Source organism: Candidatus Avelusimicrobium aviculae (assembly GCF_949292495.1).
Lineage (GTDB): Bacteria > Elusimicrobiota > Elusimicrobia > Elusimicrobiales > Elusimicrobiaceae > Avelusimicrobium > Avelusimicrobium aviculae.
The window spans coordinates 90,365-105,559 of sequence record NZ_CASEZB010000016.1 but is presented as its reverse complement, the minus strand read 5'-3'; the positions used below and the strand labels follow the sequence as shown (position 1 = coordinate 105,559).

Annotated in this window: 15 protein-coding genes; 4 read left to right on the top strand and 11 right to left on the bottom strand. The window is 50.0% G+C overall.

The window, feature by feature from the left end; all coding sequences use genetic code 11:
• Window positions 1-193: 193 nt before the first annotated feature.
• From ACQY33_RS03900 to ACQY33_RS03890, 3 genes are all read left to right on the top strand, one after another.
• Window positions 194-1,795 carry a glycoside hydrolase family 3 protein gene (locus tag ACQY33_RS03900; protein ID WP_428074129.1) on the top strand — a complete coding sequence of 534 codons (1,602 nt, stop codon included), beginning with the start codon at window positions 194-196 and terminating at the stop codon, window positions 1,793-1,795.
• 101 nt (window positions 1,796-1,896) lie between these two features.
• The gene (locus tag ACQY33_RS03895) at window positions 1,897-3,213 is read left to right on the top strand and encodes a glycoside hydrolase family 10 protein (RefSeq protein ID WP_428074127.1); all 1,317 of its coding nucleotides are present in this window, start codon (window positions 1,897-1,899) and stop codon (window positions 3,211-3,213) included.
• Between the two features lie 4 nt (window positions 3,214-3,217).
• Window positions 3,218-4,171 (top strand): NAD(P)-dependent oxidoreductase, encoded by a 954-nt coding sequence (locus tag ACQY33_RS03890; RefSeq protein ID WP_428074125.1) that lies wholly within the window; start codon window positions 3,218-3,220, stop codon window positions 4,169-4,171.
• 76 nt (window positions 4,172-4,247) lie between these two features.
• On the opposite strand, the gene ACQY33_RS03885 is transcribed toward ACQY33_RS03890, so the two are convergent.
• Window positions 4,248-4,697, bottom strand: coding sequence for a hypothetical protein (locus ACQY33_RS03885; protein ID WP_428074123.1), 450 nt, complete (start codon window positions 4,695-4,697; stop codon window positions 4,248-4,250).
• Window positions 4,698-4,810: 113 nt separating this feature from the next.
• Here ACQY33_RS03885 and ACQY33_RS03880 point away from each other — a divergent pair, with 113 nt between their 5' ends.
• Window positions 4,811-5,638, top strand: a complete 828-nt coding sequence (locus ACQY33_RS03880) for a radical SAM protein (protein WP_428074121.1) — start codon at window positions 4,811-4,813, stop codon at window positions 5,636-5,638.
• Between the two features lie 68 nt (window positions 5,639-5,706).
• Here ACQY33_RS03880 and ACQY33_RS03875 read toward each other — a convergent pair whose 3' ends face one another.
• From ACQY33_RS03875 to ACQY33_RS03830, 10 genes are all read right to left on the bottom strand, one after another.
• Window positions 5,707-7,071 carry a PTS transporter subunit EIIC gene (locus ACQY33_RS03875; RefSeq protein ID WP_428074119.1) on the bottom strand — a complete coding sequence of 455 codons (1,365 nt, stop codon included), beginning with the start codon at window positions 7,069-7,071 and terminating at the stop codon, window positions 5,707-5,709.
• Window positions 7,064-7,684: a carbonic anhydrase gene (locus tag ACQY33_RS03870; RefSeq protein WP_428074117.1), complete on the bottom strand. Its 621-nt coding sequence runs from the start codon at window positions 7,682-7,684 to the stop codon at window positions 7,064-7,066. Before ACQY33_RS03870 ends, ACQY33_RS03875 begins: the two co-directional genes overlap by 8 nt.
• Window positions 7,685-7,771: 87 nt before the next feature.
• Complete coding sequence (locus ACQY33_RS03865) at window positions 7,772-8,518, bottom strand: hypothetical protein (protein ID WP_428074115.1); 747 nt, start codon at window positions 8,516-8,518, stop codon at window positions 7,772-7,774.
• Window positions 8,519-8,716: 198 nt separating this feature from the next.
• Window positions 8,717-8,974, bottom strand: a complete 258-nt coding sequence (locus tag ACQY33_RS03860; protein ID WP_428074113.1) for an SWIB/MDM2 domain-containing protein — start codon at window positions 8,972-8,974, stop codon at window positions 8,717-8,719.
• A gap of 130 nt (window positions 8,975-9,104) precedes the next feature.
• The gene (locus ACQY33_RS03855; RefSeq protein WP_428074111.1) at window positions 9,105-10,736 is read right to left on the bottom strand and encodes a phosphoenolpyruvate carboxykinase; all 1,632 of its coding nucleotides are present in this window, start codon (window positions 10,734-10,736) and stop codon (window positions 9,105-9,107) included.
• A gap of 1 nt (window position 10,737) precedes the next feature.
• Window positions 10,738-11,946: a pyridoxal phosphate-dependent aminotransferase gene (locus ACQY33_RS03850; RefSeq protein WP_428074109.1), complete on the bottom strand. Its 1,209-nt coding sequence runs from the start codon at window positions 11,944-11,946 to the stop codon at window positions 10,738-10,740.
• A 58-nt stretch (window positions 11,947-12,004) separates the two neighbouring features.
• Window positions 12,005-12,844: a P-loop NTPase gene (locus ACQY33_RS03845; protein WP_428074108.1), complete on the bottom strand. Its 840-nt coding sequence runs from the start codon at window positions 12,842-12,844 to the stop codon at window positions 12,005-12,007.
• Window positions 12,845-12,856: 12 nt separating this feature from the next.
• Window positions 12,857-13,309 carry a GDYXXLXY domain-containing protein gene (locus ACQY33_RS03840; protein WP_428074107.1) on the bottom strand — a complete coding sequence of 151 codons (453 nt, stop codon included), beginning with the start codon at window positions 13,307-13,309 and terminating at the stop codon, window positions 12,857-12,859.
• Window positions 13,299-14,273, bottom strand: a complete 975-nt coding sequence (locus tag ACQY33_RS03835) for a DUF4401 domain-containing protein (protein ID WP_428074105.1) — start codon at window positions 14,271-14,273, stop codon at window positions 13,299-13,301. Before ACQY33_RS03835 ends, ACQY33_RS03840 begins: the two co-directional genes overlap by 11 nt.
• Window positions 14,266-15,177 carry a DUF2157 domain-containing protein gene (locus ACQY33_RS03830; protein ID WP_428074103.1) on the bottom strand — a complete coding sequence of 304 codons (912 nt, stop codon included), beginning with the start codon at window positions 15,175-15,177 and terminating at the stop codon, window positions 14,266-14,268. The genes ACQY33_RS03835 and ACQY33_RS03830 overlap by 8 nt, the downstream gene beginning before the upstream one ends.
• Window positions 15,178-15,195: the final 18 nt, after the last annotated feature.

Here is a 15,195-nt window from a genome sequence, read left to right as displayed (position 1 = left end):
CTTCTTTCTCCCAAATGCCCCTTCTATCTCTTTTTGCTTCATTCATCATACAGGGGTACGGGAGCATGTTAAAACCCACTGTATCAAAAAAAAAAAACAAGTCAAGGCGCGGTTAAAAAACTTTTAACCGCGCCTTGACTGACCGTATAAAACTTTCCATAATAAAAGGCAGGAAACTATTCCCGGGAGAAATATGAAACACATTACCTTTTTACTTCTTTTTACCGCATGCCTTTGCAACGCGGCGCCGCTTACCCTTAATGAATTAACCGAAGACGAAATAATAGGACAAACCTTAACCGTACGTATAGACGCGGGAGACCAGGCCCGCTATGAAAAAGCCGTTAAAAACGGCCTAATTGGCACCGTGCTTATTAAAGGCGGGTTAGAGGGAACCCAGCCCCCCGCCCAAAAACGCGCCTTAACCGTACAAACCATACAGGATTTGCGCCGTTGGGAAAAACAATCCCGCCACAAAATACCGCTTTTAATAGCGTTTGATTATGAATCGGGCTCCGTCATTTCCCCCTTGTTTTTGGGGATGAAACGCCTTCCTTCCAACATGCTTTTGGGGGCCGCCAAGAAGCCTAAAACGACGCGCCGGGTTTTTGCCGCCGCCGCGCAGGAAATACGCTCTTTGGACGGGCAAATTAACTTTGGCCCGGATTTAGACGTAAACACCAACCCCAAAAACCCGATTATCGGTACCCGTTCTTTTGGGGCGCAGAGCCAAAACGTACAAAAAATGGCCCGCCAAGCGGTAAAAGGGCTTCAAAAAAATAAAGTGGCCGCTTTTGCCAAACATTTTCCCGGCCATGGGGACACGAAAGACGACACGCACCTTTCCTCCGCCGTAATGGATTTGCCCGCTAAGGAATTGGAAAAACACCTAGCCCCTTTCCAGGCCGCCATAGACGCCGGTATTTGGGGGATTATGTCTTCCCACGTTATTTACCCGGCACTGGATAAAGAACTTCCGGCCACATTCTCCCATAAAATATTAACGGATTTATTAAGAAACAAAATGGGTTTTAAAGGCGTTATCGCCACGGACAGCCTGGATATGGAAGGAGCCAAACGCAAAAACGGCATAGCCCAAGCCGCGGCCGAAGCTTACGCCGCCGGGGCGGACATGACGCTTATCGGCAAGACCCTGCCGCAGGAAGTCATTCCTTACATCAAACAGCAATACGGCGGCACTCTTTCCGCCGGGCAAATGCGTAAAAGCGCCGCGCGCATTTTGGATTTAAAGAAAAAAACCGGGCTATTGGATAAAAAAGTAAAAATAGAACGCATTGATTTTGATGAAACCGAACAAGAAGCCGCCCGGCAAGGCGTCAGTTTGGTAAAGGGAGAAATTACCCCCCTGCCCAAAGGCCCCGTTTGTTTTGTGCTGTTTACGGAACCCAGCCTGCAGTATATGCTGGCGTCTTTAAAAATTCCCTTCCGCCAAGCGGGGCATGAAACACGCAGCGTGTATTTGCCGTTGTCCCCGTCTAAAAAAGATTTAAAAACAGCCCAGCGCTGCGCCAAAAACAGCCAAACGCTTATTTTAGGCTCTTACCAAAAGTACGGCAGGCCGGACCCAACCCAACAATTTATTTTGCAAAAATTATTGCAACAGTACCCCAACGCCGTTTTTATCTCTCTGTTAAGCCCGTATGATTTCGCGTTTTATCCGCAAGCCAAAACCGCTTTGGCTTTATACGGCCCCACCCCGCAAACATTAAACGCCGCCGCAAAAACCCTATTGGGGGAACTAAAGCCAACCGGTGATTTAAAACGCGTGTTATGATGTTTACGCCCCGCCCCAAGCGGGGCTTTTTATGCTCCATGCTCCCCACGCGGCAGAGAGGCATATTTATTTGCATGCTTACAAATTGATAAACTACATATATGAAAAACTATTTCCTTTTATTGATATCCTGTTTTTTATTATGCGCCTGCGCGGTGCCTTCCGCCCGCCAAAGCGCCCCGTTAACGGACCAAATACAACTAACGGCCACACAGCCCCGGTCTTTGCAATCACGCAAACAGACAAAAAGCGCCGCGGGTTTGACTCCTTCCGTATTGGAAGAGGAACAAACCCGCTATAAGGCAATGCCCCTTCCCAAAGAAATGCGCGGCGTGTGGATAGCCAGCGTGGAAAATACGGATTGGCCCTCCAAGCCCGGCCTTTCCGCCCAACAGCAGCGCAAAGAATTTACCGACATGCTGGACCTTATAAAAAAGCTGAATTTTAACACCGTTATGGTGCAAGTGCGCCCCACAGCCGATACCTTTTGGCCTTCCGATTTGGAACCCTGGAGCTATTACCTGACCGGCAAACAAGGCCAAGCCCCCAACCCGAAATATGACCCGCTGGCGTTTATGGTGGAAGAAGCGCATAAACGCGGACTTGCCATACACGCTTGGTTCAACCCTTTCCGCGTACAAAATAACCCCAAAGCCGTCTTATCGGCCAACCACCCGGCCAAAAAACACCCGGAATGGATTATTACATACGGCGGCAAAAAATACTATAATCCCGCCATTGCCGCCGTTAGAAAACACGCCATAGCCGTCATCACCCAAGCCGCCCAGAATTATGATTTGGACGGCATCCACTTAGACGATTATTTTTATCCTTACCCCGTCAAGCAAAAAGGCAAAAATGTCCCGTTTCCCGACTCAACCCAATACAAACAAACCGGCCAAGGCAAAAGCTTGGCGGCTTGGCGGAGAGAAAATGTAAACGCTTTTGTGCGGGACCTGCACCAAAGCATTAAAGCCGTCAAACCGGAGATGCCCATCGGCATAAGCCCTTTTGGCGTGTGGCGCAACAAAAGCAAAGACCCTACCGGTTCCCCCACGCGGGCTTTTTCCGCCTATGATGACGGCTTGTATGCCGATTCCCGCCTGTGGATAGAACAAGGCTGGATAGACTACATCGTCCCGCAGTTATATTGGCATTTTGGGCACCGGGCGGCACCGTACGGCGTGCTTTTAAAATGGTGGAGCCAAGAGGTAAAACGCAACCCGAACGTGAAACTCTATATCGGCATTGCCGCTTATAAACACGGCACGGAATGGAAAGATTTAACGGAGCTGGACAAACAACTGGCGGCATTAAAACAATATCCCAATGTGTCGGGCGCGGTGTTCTTTAGCGCCATACGCATTAAAAACAACCAAAACAATATCCAAAAAACGTTAAGGAAATATTATCAATAACCGCATGAAAATCGTCGTCTTGGAACCCTTGGGCGTAACACCCGAAAATTTAGAAAATATCACCTTGCCGCTAAAAAAGCGCGGGCATCAAATTACTTTTTATTCCACCCGATCGCAAACCGCGCGGGAGCAAATATCCCGCGCGCAGGAAGCGGACGTGCTGGTCATAGCCAACCAGCCTTTAAAAAAAGAAGTTTTGCAAGCCTGCCCGCAATTAAAATTAATCAGCGTGGCGTTTACCGGGGTAGACCATGTGGATACGTCTTACGCCCAATCGCGCGGCATCAGCGTATGCAACGCGGCGGGGTATTCCACCCACGCGGCGGCGGAGCTGGCTATTTCCTTAGCGCTGGCGCTGCTGCGCCATGGCGCAAAGGCGGACCGGGCCGTTCGGGCCGGGCAAGACAAAAGCGGCCTATTGGGCCGGGAACTTTACGGAAAAACATTTGCCATTGTGGGAACAGGCGCCATCGGCGGTCATACGGCCCAACTGGCAAAAGCCTTTGGGTGCCGGGTGATTGCATGCAGCCGCACGCCGCGCCCCCGGCTGATTCGCCAAGGCGTAACGTATATGCCGCTTAACCAGCTGCTGCAAGAGGCGGATATACTATCTCTACACGTACCGCTGACCCCTGAAACAAAAAATTTAATTGGGGAAAAGGAACTGGCCCTTATGAAGCCTTCCGCCCTGCTCATTAACACCGCCCGCGGCCCGCTGGTGGACCAAAACGCCCTGCGGCTGGCCCTGCAAAACAGACGGCTGGCCGGGGCCGGCATAGACGTATTTGACCAAGAACCGCCGCTCCCCCCCGCATACCCCTTGCTGAACACCCCTAATACGATGCTTACCCCGCATATCGGTTTTTACACGCAGGAAGCGCTGGCCCAGCGGGCGCAAATTGTTTTTGAAAATATTTTAAAGTGGGAGGATAAAACTCCCCAAAACCAAATTGTGTAACCCAAAAACGGCCTCTATAACCGGCCGCCTTTTTGTTTTAATGAAAAACCCCGGGGAGAAACGCCCGGGGTTTTAATTATTTGTTAGATGGTGTTAACTGCTGCCTTAAAGAAAAGATGCGCTGTTCCAAGTATAAATGCCCGTCTTTAGACAAGGGGGATTGTGCCCCCAAAGCCGTATCCGCCGATAAAGCCCTTTCATACCAAGTAAGCGCGTCCTGTAAGCTCTTGAAAGTGCCTTCCCCGTTTTCGTACATTTCCCCTACCTGAAGCATGACGCCCGGGTCCTCCCCTTTTTGTGCTACAACCAGCGCCCATTTAAAAGCCAGGGGGTGAAATTGAGTGTCTTTCTCATCGTAATAAAGCATAAGCAGTTTATACTGGGCGTCTTCCTGGCCCTCCTGCGCCAATGTCTGCAGACGGTCAAACTCAGCCTGTTTTTGCGCGGGAGTGCGCCTGTCCAAATTTTTCCACACAATAAAAGCCGCAAAAGCCAGCACCAGTAATACAATTAAAGACGTATGCATAGGCCCTCCTAAACAGCCCCTCAAAAATTCATTATAATAAAAACTATTTTGATACACAAACTATATAAAGTAATTATTTTAGAAGCCGGGGCAATATAGTATACTGGCTGAATATGATAGTGGGTGAAGTAAATATTAAAACATATCTGTCTAAATCCAAGCTGCCGGGGGTGGATTACAGCATTAACCCCTATGTAGGCTGTCCGCATAAATGCATTTATTGCTATGCGGAATACATGAAAAAATTTACCGCCCATCCGGAACCCTGGGGAGAATTTTTAGACGTCCGCCGCTGCCCGGTTCCGTTAAGGCCGTATATGCTGTTTCATACGTATGTAATGCTCAGCTCCGTTACAGACGCCTATAACCCGTATGAAAAACAGTTCCGCATCACCCGCAAATTAATGGAACAACTGGTGTTCTGCCAAGCGCATGTACAGGTGCTTACCAAATCCCCGCTCATTGTGCGCGACATAGACCTGTTTAAACAACTTCCCTCCTTTGAGGGGGCTTTCTCCTTTTCTTCTTCTAAAGACAGCTTCCGCCAGCTGGCCGAACCCGGCGCCGCCACGGTGGAAGAAAAAATAAACGCGCTGAAAACATTAAAGGAAAACGGTCTTTCCACGGCGGTGGTAATCGCGCCCATATTCCCACAGATAACGGACTGGAAAGAAATCATCCGCCTTACCCGCCCGTATACGGACCGCTACCACTTTGACGCCTTAAACATACGCCCCGCTTATCAAAAGAGAGTCATGCAGTTTATCGCCCGGCACTTTGCCCATTTATTAGACTTATACAATTCCATTTATGAACAGGAAGATATATCCTACTGGCGCAAACTGCAGGAAGAAATAAACGCTTTTTGCCGCCAGGAAAACATTCAGGGAAAAGCGGATTTTAGGCACGTGTTTTCCTCTAAGCGTACGCCAAAAAATTAGCGAAAGTTTATAAAAAGACCGGGCCCGTTTTAAAACGGGCCCGGCAAACAAACTGGCAAAGTAAAAAGTTATTCTTGCGGGTCTTCAAATCCCAGCTTCCAAGCGGCACAAAACCCGCACGCAACGGCTGTAATAAAACCCACCCCGTAAAAAACCACGCTGTGCAGGTTAGATAAAGCCAAAAACATCACCACCCCGGACACGCCAAACGGAATAGCCGCCGTTACATGCAAAGCCGCCGTTACGGCCCCGCCCGCGGACGCGCCAATGCACGCCGCCAAAAAAGGCTTAAACAAAGGAAGAGTAACCCCATAAATAAGCGGCTCTCCTATTCCCAAAAGTCCTACGGGCAGTGCGTTTTTGGCCACGGTTTTTAAGCGTTCGTTGCGGGTTTTTAACAATACGGCTAACCCGGCCCCCACCTGCCCCGCGCCCGCCATACACAAAACGGGAAACAAGGGGTTATTGCCCAGCGTATCCACCAGCTGCTGGTGCAAGGGAACCAAACTTTGATGCACCCCCAACATAACCAGCGGCAAAAACCCCCCGCCGAGCAATGCTCCCGTAAACCAGCCGCCGTTTTTTAACGCTTGCTGCGTCCACAAAGCCAGTTTATCCGAAAACCACCCGGCCGCCGGCTGTATGAGCGCCAAAGACACCACCCCCACCAATAAAATGGTAAGCGTAGGGGTGATAAACAACTCCATACTGCCTTTTATGCGGGAGCGGAAAAATTTTTCCACGTATGAAGCCGCCCAGCAAACCACCAGCACGGCAATCACGCCGCCTTTGCCGGGTATTAGCTGCATGCCAAAAAGCGTAATGCCCGCCAAAGAAGGGATATTTAATACCCCCGCCAGCGCCGCCCCCAAAGAAGGCGTGCCGCCAAACTCGCGCGCGGCGTTATAACCCACAATGGCGTTTAAATAAAAAAAGATTCCGTTGCCCAGCACCTGCATCAAACCCACGGCATTGGGGCTTTCTTTTAATACGGTTTCGGCCAAAATATTGCCAATCCCCAACAGAAGACCGCAGCCGATGTAGGCCGGTATCAACGGCACGAATATATTGCCAATCCGCGCGCACACGCGGCCGATGCGGCTGGCGTATTTTTGACGCACGGCGGCTTTTACTTCCCCGGCGGACAGCTCCCGTTTATTTTCTTCCCCAAGCGGGGCAAAGGCATGGCGGCTTTGAAAATATTGCAGTATTTTCCCCGCCTTAGAAGCCCCCACCACCAACTGATGCTGCCCCTGCGCCTGCACATACCCCAACACGCCCGGCACTTGTTTAAAGGATTGCAAATCCAACCCGTCTTGTTTTTTAAGCGTAAAGCGCAGGCGCGTCATACACGCCCCCAAGGAAGCGATATTCTCTTCCCCGCCCGCAATACGCGTGACGGCCTCATAAAAAGCGGAAAAATCCTCAGGCATTTTCTTCCTCCGTTTCTACCGTATACCAAACGTTTTGCGCCGGGTCAAAGCGTTCCAGCCCGCCGTCATGAATACGAAAGAACAACCCCTCCAAATTTACTTTCCCCTCTTGCACGGCCTGCGCCACAAACGGGATTTGGCGCAAATGGGCCAGCTGATCCAACACATTGTTTTTTACGGCCTCATCCACCGTGTTGCCACGGTAGGAAGTATGGCTGCGTTCCAACCAAGAGCGGATTTGGGGGGTAAGCTCCTCCAAGTGGCGCAGTTTTTGCACGGCGTTGCAATCGCTATGGCCTAAAATAACAATATTTTGCACTTTCAGCGCGTCCAGCGCAAAACGCAGGGAAGCAATCATGGATTCGTCCCGCTCGCACACTTGGTTTAGCATATTGCGGTGAATGCAGACGTGCCCGTCGTGCGTATTAAAAATAGCCTCGGGGCAGACGCGGCTGTCAAAACAACTGATAATCATGGAATGCGGGTTTTGTTTGGTGGCAACCTGCTCGGCGTGAATGGCGCAAAAGCCTTTGCGGGCCGGGTTGCCGTTAAAAAAATCCCGGTAACCGTTTAACAAACGGCGCATGCCTTCATTGGGAAGAGTATGTTTCATATTGTATATTGTAACAATTTGCCGCAAGAAACATTTAAACAAATAAAAACCCCCCGGATATCCGGGGGGTTAAATCAGAGCCCAAGCTTAATAGGCATTGTGTTTAACTAATAATTGCTGTGTTTTTTTAAGCCATTTTATCTTTTCGGGGTTTTTTTCAAACTTAAATTCATTGGACATCACATCACGCATATTCCAATGCGTGCCCAAGGCATAGGGGGTGCGGTAGCTAAGGCGGTCACGCTGGGAGGTATTAATCCCGCCGACGGCTTTGGTAAGCAGCAGTTCCACATAAGCATAGCCATCGGCATCTTTGGCCTGGGTTACCGCATACTGCAGCGTACGGTTGGAAACGGCCACCGTGGTATATTTGTTTAATAAATCCTTAGCAAAACCCATACGGGCCGGGTTGCCTTTGGCAAAAACCAATTTTTCAAGCAAATTGTCCACGCCGTCATCTTCTTGGGAATGGTAATCAAAACGGCTGCAATGCAGGTAATAATAATCAAACAACTCACGGGCCTGGGAAATTTTACCATTGGCCACCAAATATTCCGGCAACAAAACCTGCGCGCCGTTTACGTCAAAACGCATATGAATAAAATCGGCCCCTAATTCCGTACCGGCATAACGTTTTAACGTATTTTCCACCAGGCGGTAGTTATTTGCTTCCACCGCGCTTTTAAAGCATTTTTCCGTTTTGCACACGGCTTGGGAAGCGCGTTTCACCGCACGCGAAACGGCACGGCTAACTTCTTGCTCCTGGGGAACGCTTTGCGCCAAAGCCAAACCGGAAAATACAAAAGGTAAACAAAAAATAAGGGCTTTTTTCATCAGGTTTCCTCCAAACAATAGTTCCTAATTATATTTAATATAGCGGTTTTTGACCGGGCTTCGCCAGGGCCATAAGGCCTATTTAAACCCGAAAAAAAGGCCTATATCCCCTCCTGCCGCCTGCATACAACAAATAATATAAACACAAAAAACCCGCTCCTGGGAGCGGGTTTTATTTTCAAATCTACTTCCAACTACTTATTTGGACAAGTGTTTGGAAATGTATTTGCTCATATCAAACATGCTGATTTGTTTTTTGCCTTCAAAAATGGCGGCCAATTTGTCATCAGCGTTGATCATGCGTTTATTTTTGGCGTCCTGCAAGCCGTTCTTTTTAATATAGTCCCACATCTTTTTTACAACTTCGGTGCGGGGCAGAGCGGCGGAGCCTACGATAACGGCCAATTCAGCGCTGGGGGTTAAAGGTGCCATAAATTTTGCATTTGCTTTTGCCATAGTGTTACTCTCCTGTTTCTTGGTACGGGGTACCGTACTGCTTTAATCTGTTTTATAAATTCTAGTATATTTAGAGCCCCTTTGTAAGGGATATTTCCCGCAAAGGGGCCCGGCTATTAAAAACTTTATTTTATTTGTGGGCTTCCGCCAACACTTTGGGAGCGGCGGCCAGCACTTCGGCGGAGCAGCCGTCCTCGTATTTTTTAAAGTTTTCAATGAAAGACTTGGCCAACGCCTGATATTTTTCCATATAGGCGGCTTTATCGGCCCACAGGTTGGCCGGGTTCAAAATCTCGGAAGGAACGCCTTCGCACTCCGTCGGGATTTGGAAACCGAAAACCGGGTCCGTAATAAAATGCACTTTGGCCAGTTTGCCGTCCAAAGCGGCGTTGAGCAGTGCGCGCGTATATTTAATGCTGATGCGCTTGCCTACGCCGTAAGGACCGCCCGTCCAGCCGGTGTTTACCAGCCAGCAGTCCACATTATGCTCTTTAATTTTCTTTTTTAACAGTTCCGCGTACACGGACGGATGCAACGGCATAAACGGCCCGCCAAAGCAGGTGGAGAACGTGCTGGTGGGTTCTTTTACGCCTTTTTCCGTGCCGGCCACTTTGGCGGTATAACCGCTGATAAAGTGGTAAAGGGCTTGGTCCGGGCTGAGTTTGGAAATAGGCGGCATTACGCCAAACGCGTCACAGGTTAAGAAAATGATGTTTTTGGGATGGTCTGCCCGTTCGCTTTCCACCGCGTTGCTGATAAAGTTAAGAGGGTAGCAGGCGCGGGTGTTTTCGGTAAGGGAATCGTCATCCAAATCCAGCTTGCCGGTTTGCGGGTCAAACACTACGTTTTCCAACACGGTGCCAAAACGGTGGGTGGTGGAGTAGATTTGCGGTTCCGCTTCTTGGCTCAGCTTAATTACCTTGGCGTAGCAGCCGCCTTCAAAGTTAAAAACGCCTTCCGCGTCCCAGCCGTGTTCGTCGTCGCCGATTAAGCCGCGGGATACGTCCGCAGACAAAGTGGTTTTGCCCGTGCCGGACAGACCAAAGAAAATGGCGCTGTCATTCTTAGAGCCCACATTGGCGGAGCAGTGCATGGTCATAATGCCTTTCTGCGGCAGCAGGTAGTTCATTACCGTAAACAAGGCTTTTTTGTTTTCGCCGCCGTATTCACTGCCGATTACCAACACCATTTTCTTTTCAAAGTTAATCAAAATGGCGGTTTCAGAGGCGGTGCCGTCAGTAGCGGGGTCCACCTTCATTTTGGGCAGGCAGATAAGCGTAAATTCCGGCACGAAAGATTTCAATTCTTCTTTGGCCGGTTCAATGAACATATTTTTGATAAATAAGTTCGTCCAGGCGCATTCCGTAATGGCGCGCACTTTTAAGCGGGAAGCTTCGCTGGAGCCTACATACGCGTCACGCGCGAACAGCTCTTTATCGGCTACATAAGCCTGTACTTTGGCGAAAATTTTCTCATAAAATTCCGGCTTAATGCCTTTGTTGCTTTTATTGTAAAAAAGTTTCCCCTCAATATCTTTCGTTTCCACGAAAAAGCGGTCATTGGGGCTGCGGCCGGTATGTTTACCGGTGCTTACGCACAACGGCCCGCCGGCAACAATGTTGGCTTCCTGCCGTTCCACAGCTTCTTGGTACAAAGCCGGTGTGGAATAGTTCCAATACACGGTTTTGTTGGTTTTAATGCCGGCATGTTCCAAACCGTAATCCGGTTTAAAAAAATCCGGCGTGGCGTTTTTTCTGTTCATGTTAGTCCCTCTTTACTAATTTATCCTCGATTTTAATTTCGTTCGGAGCGGTTTTATCCAACGCCCAGCGTATGCGGCGGATTCCTTCCACCACGCTGGCGCGGTCCGCGCAGAAACTGATGCGCAGATGCCCTTCTAATCCAAAAGGTTTTCCGGGCACTACGGCCACAAGCGCTTTTTCCAGCAGATACTGGGCCAAGGCCTGAGAGTCCGCATTATAATAACTAAAATCTGCAAAAGAATAAAAAGTGCCTTGCGGTTTAACCACTTTTACGTGCGGGATAGCCGCCAGCTCCGCCAACAGGGCGTTGCGGTTTTCTTCCAGCACGGCGCACATATCGCGCACGCAGTCTTGGCCGGCGGTTAAGGCCGCCGCCGCGGCCGCTTCGGACAAATCACTGTTGCAAGACGTGCTTTGCGCCTGCATTTTGCCCATGGCTTTAATTAATTCTTTATTGGCGCACACCGCCCAGCCTATTCTAAGCCCCGTTAAGCCGTAAAGCTTGGAAACCCCGTTAATAATAACCAGGTTTTCCCCTTTTTGCGCGTAGGCGCAAGGGTTAGGCACTTGGGCGCCGTCAAACACCAGCTGGTGGTAAATATCGTCCATCACCAGGAAAATATTTTCCCGCTCGGCAAATTGCACCATTTCCCGCACAAAATCTTCCGGAAAAATCTGGCCGGAAGGGTTGCACGGGCTGTTGATGATAATGGCTTTGGTTTTAGGGGTAACGGCCGCTTTCATTTCCTGCGCGGTTACGCTAAGCCCTTGCTGCGGGGATACGATTACCGGTTTTCCCCCCGCCAAGCGCACCATTTCCGGGTAGCTTACCCAGTACGGGGCCGGGAAAATCACTTCGTCCCCGGGGTCCACCGCCGCCAGCAGAAAGTTAAACAAAGCCTGTTTGGCCCCGCCGCAAATAATCACGTCCGCCATTTCATACTGGCGGCCGTAATGCGCAAACGTGTAAGAAAGCACCGCTTTTTTAAGTTCCGGCGTACCTGTGGACGGGGAATATTTTATCTTGCGGGAAGCGGCCTTAGCCTCTATGGCTTTTACCGCCGCTTCCGGGGCGGGATAAGTGGGTTCCCCCCCGCCTAAATGAATCAGCGGTTCCCCCGCGGCTTTTAACGCGCGGGCCTGCGCGTTTATTTTTAAAGTAGGGGAATCCCCTATCAGTGAAGCTAGTTTACTTAATTGCAAAGTCATATTTACCCTCTACGCTTATTCTATCATTAATTGAGCGGGAAAAACCCATAAAAAAACATTAACCGGCTTTTTGGGGCAAGGCTTCCAGCTTTTTAATAAGCGGTTCCAAGGCGTCTTCCCGTATACACTCCACGCGGCCTTCGTCGCACGCGGCGGCGCGCACCGGGTCCAGCGGCAGGCGAAGCGCGGTGTCTATCCCAAACGCTTGGGCCACTTCCCGCGAGCGGGACGGACCGAACAAATCTATTTGTTTGCCGCAGTCCGGGCATTTTAAATAGCTCATATTTTCCACAAACCCCAAAACGGGCACGTTCATCATCTGCGCCATTTTGACGGCTTTGGAAACAATCATTTTCACCAAATCCTGCGGGGTGCCCACCACCACAATGCCGCTAAGCGGCAGGCTTTGAAACACCGTTAAAGTAACGTCCCCCGTTCCCGGAGGCATATCTATAAACAAATATTCCTCGTCCGCCCAAATAACGTCTTTCCAAAACTGGGTCACCGTGCCGGTAATCAACGCGCCGCGCCAGATAACAGGGTCCGTTTCTTTGTCCAAAAGCAGGTTTAAAGACATAATGTCTATCCCGCTGTCTGACGTAACGGGATAAATGCCGTTTTGGTCCCCCTCGGCCGGGCCTTTTACCCCAAAAAGTTTGGGGATAGACGGGCCGGTAATGTCCGCGTCCAAAACGCCCACAGTGTGCCCGCGGCGTTTCATTTCGCTGGCTAGCAAGGCGGTAACAAAACTTTTGCCCACGCCGCCTTTGCCGCTCATCACGCCAATCACGCGCTGGATGCGGCTCATGGGGTGCGGCGCCACGCGGAAACTTTCGGGCTTTCGGTCCGCGCAGTTTTGGCTGCAGGAAGCGCAGTCATGGTTGCAACTTTCACTCATAATAAAAACTCCTTATAATTCGTTAAATTGTTCGTCCGTCAAAGCGGCAACAGCCAACCGCCCGCCGGGGAGCACTTTCATTTTGGCGTAAGAGGCTTTCTCATACGTTTCACCGGTTCCCTCTTCAAAATAAAACTGGTGGGGTACGTTAAAACGCGTTCCGTTAAAATGCAAAGTAAGCGTTTTGGCGGCAGGAATTTCATTTACGCCCGCCACACCGCGCTCATCTATAAACAAAATTAAGTCTTTGCTGCTTTGCCCCGGCTGAAAATCCGCACGGGCAACGTTCTCAAAATTAAAAGACAGTTCCATATAATCCCCGCTCAGCAAAGCGCGCGGGTCAACCGGGACTATTTTAAAATAAACACTGGGGGCCTGTTTGATATCCTGCTCTGTTTTTATAATCCACCCGCCAAACGCTGCGCACAACAAGACACAATAAATAAGCACCCCTTTATTTCGCATACGCGCTCCTAGCCCATAACATGAGTAAACCGGGCCCAATTAAAAATAAGGATTTGTAGGTTAAAGAAATATCCAAAGAAAAATAAAACACCACAAGCCCCCCTGCAAGCCCCGCTATACAAACCCACTCCAATACATTTTCCCGCAAGCGGTACCCTAAATACATGGCGGCCAGTGCCAATACGCTGGGCCAATTTAACACAAGCGCGCACACCGCTCCAACCGCTACCCCAAGCCAACGCTGTTTTTTACCGCACAAAGCTTTATATAAGTACCCCCCCACCAATACCGCAAGCACCATATTCACCCCATTTAAAGTGTGTATCTGCCAATGGGCTGCAGCCTCTAACCCTCCCACCCAGGCGCAACCCCACAAAAGGGCATACGCCAGCGGATAAAAGGAAAACAAACGTTTAATAAATATTCCCGCAGCCGCCGCAAACAGCCCTAGGCCAATCAGTCCGCAGGCGGTTACCCCCAGGTCTCCACCGTCAATTAATTTATAACAGCACAGGCTGACAGCCAAGGCACACCAAAAAAACCGGTTGAAAGAAGAGCGAAACAGCGGATAAGACACGCCGGCCAGCACCGTTATCCCCAACCACAAATATTTATATCTCAACCAACTCTCCAGCTCCAGCCCTATCAGGATTTGCCCGCCCAAAGCCAGCAAACCGCCCAGCTGGCGCAAAAATAAGCCTCTGCCGCCGCCGTCATCGCGCCAGCGGTGAAGCAAAATCCACCCCGCAACTAAAAATATCACGCCGCGCGGCCAAAAATGTGTAAAAAAGATGTGCAAGCTGCTTGCGCTTATCAGTAAAACGGCCCCGCACAAAGCACCTACAAACAAAAGGGCTCTAAGCAAAAGAGAAAGTTCCGGCGTTTGTTGCTTTTCCTGCAAAAAAGCCTTGGCCTGCGGGCGCAGAGAAGCCTGCACTTGTTGTAATATCCGTTCACTATTCATTGTTTTTATCCTCCCGCATGCGCGGCCAAGCCCACGCCACCGCCCCGCCGGCTAAAGCAAAAAAAGCAGTGCTAATCCAAAAACACAAGAATACCCCGTCCAATGTAATCACCCATAGGCTGCCAAGGCCCGCCAACATAAAAGCGTTCCAAGCCCAAAGCACAATGTCTTTTTTGTACCAGGCATACAGCAAAGCCGCAGCAGCAAATACCAGGGCAAAAATCAAAAAAGTCCACTCTTTAGAAAAATACACTCTTTCCATCAAAGCAAAATACAAATTAAACACACTAAACGGCACCCATAAAAACCGGCAGAAAACACGCCCGTTCTGCCGCACAAATACTTCCGCAAGCGCCCACGCCGCTATAAACAACCCGTTAACCCCATACCACAGCGGCCAGCTGGGGGCAAACCAAGAAAAATTTTTACTTATCCAATACACGGCCCCTACATAAACCGTCATCAGCCAAAACCATTTATTACGAAGCAAAACCGCCAATGGCACCAATAACAAACACCACGGCCCAAACAGCTGGTAAACAAACGCCCCCGTTTGGTACACCTGCCCAAACACGGCTAAAAACACGCCTATAAAAACCCCCGCGCCAAAACCAAACGCCTGCCCGGCGGCGTTTTGCACGCCTTTATACCACGCGCCTAAGCCGCACGCCAAAAGGCCCGCCAAAGGCAAGGCCAGTTTAAGCGCTTGGCCCAAATGCTGCCAGTTGGCCGCAAAAAAACAAATCACACCCGCCAGCACAAACCCAACCCCCGCCAGCAACAAGCGGGCAGAAAACCAAGCCCGCTCGTTTTGCGGGCACAGTTCAGCTAGAAGCCGTTGATAAGCCGGCAAGGTTAAAAGTTTTTGTTGCAAAAGGCCGTCCAACACGCGTTTTGTATTCATATTTTGATTATACTAAAT

Coding starts and splice junctions, on each gene's coding strand:
- ACQY33_RS03900 (WP_428074129.1), top strand. CDS start 194: ATGAAACACATTACCTTTTTACTTCTTTTTACCGCATGCCTTTGCAAC.
- ACQY33_RS03875 (WP_428074119.1), bottom strand. CDS start 7,071: ATGCCTGAGGATTTTTCCGCTTTTTATGAGGCCGTCACGCGTATTGCG.
- ACQY33_RS03895 (WP_428074127.1), top strand. CDS start 1,897: ATGAAAAACTATTTCCTTTTATTGATATCCTGTTTTTTATTATGCGCC.
- ACQY33_RS03850 (WP_428074109.1), bottom strand. CDS start 11,946: ATGACTTTGCAATTAAGTAAACTAGCTTCACTGATAGGGGATTCCCCT.
- ACQY33_RS03855 (WP_428074111.1), bottom strand. CDS start 10,736: ATGAACAGAAAAAACGCCACGCCGGATTTTTTTAAACCGGATTACGGT.
- ACQY33_RS03880 (WP_428074121.1), top strand. CDS start 4,811: ATGATAGTGGGTGAAGTAAATATTAAAACATATCTGTCTAAATCCAAG.
- ACQY33_RS03845 (WP_428074108.1), bottom strand. CDS start 12,844: ATGAGTGAAAGTTGCAACCATGACTGCGCTTCCTGCAGCCAAAACTGC.
- ACQY33_RS03840 (WP_428074107.1), bottom strand. CDS start 13,309: ATGCGAAATAAAGGGGTGCTTATTTATTGTGTCTTGTTGTGCGCAGCG.
- ACQY33_RS03885 (WP_428074123.1), bottom strand. CDS start 4,697: ATGCATACGTCTTTAATTGTATTACTGGTGCTGGCTTTTGCGGCTTTT.
- ACQY33_RS03830 (WP_428074103.1), bottom strand. CDS start 15,177: ATGAATACAAAACGCGTGTTGGACGGCCTTTTGCAACAAAAACTTTTA.
- ACQY33_RS03890 (WP_428074125.1), top strand. CDS start 3,218: ATGAAAATCGTCGTCTTGGAACCCTTGGGCGTAACACCCGAAAATTTA.
- ACQY33_RS03865 (WP_428074115.1), bottom strand. CDS start 8,518: ATGAAAAAAGCCCTTATTTTTTGTTTACCTTTTGTATTTTCCGGTTTG.
- ACQY33_RS03860 (WP_428074113.1), bottom strand. CDS start 8,974: ATGGCAAAAGCAAATGCAAAATTTATGGCACCTTTAACCCCCAGCGCT.
- ACQY33_RS03870 (WP_428074117.1), bottom strand. CDS start 7,684: ATGAAACATACTCTTCCCAATGAAGGCATGCGCCGTTTGTTAAACGGT.
- ACQY33_RS03835 (WP_428074105.1), bottom strand. CDS start 14,273: ATGAATAGTGAACGGATATTACAACAAGTGCAGGCTTCTCTGCGCCCG.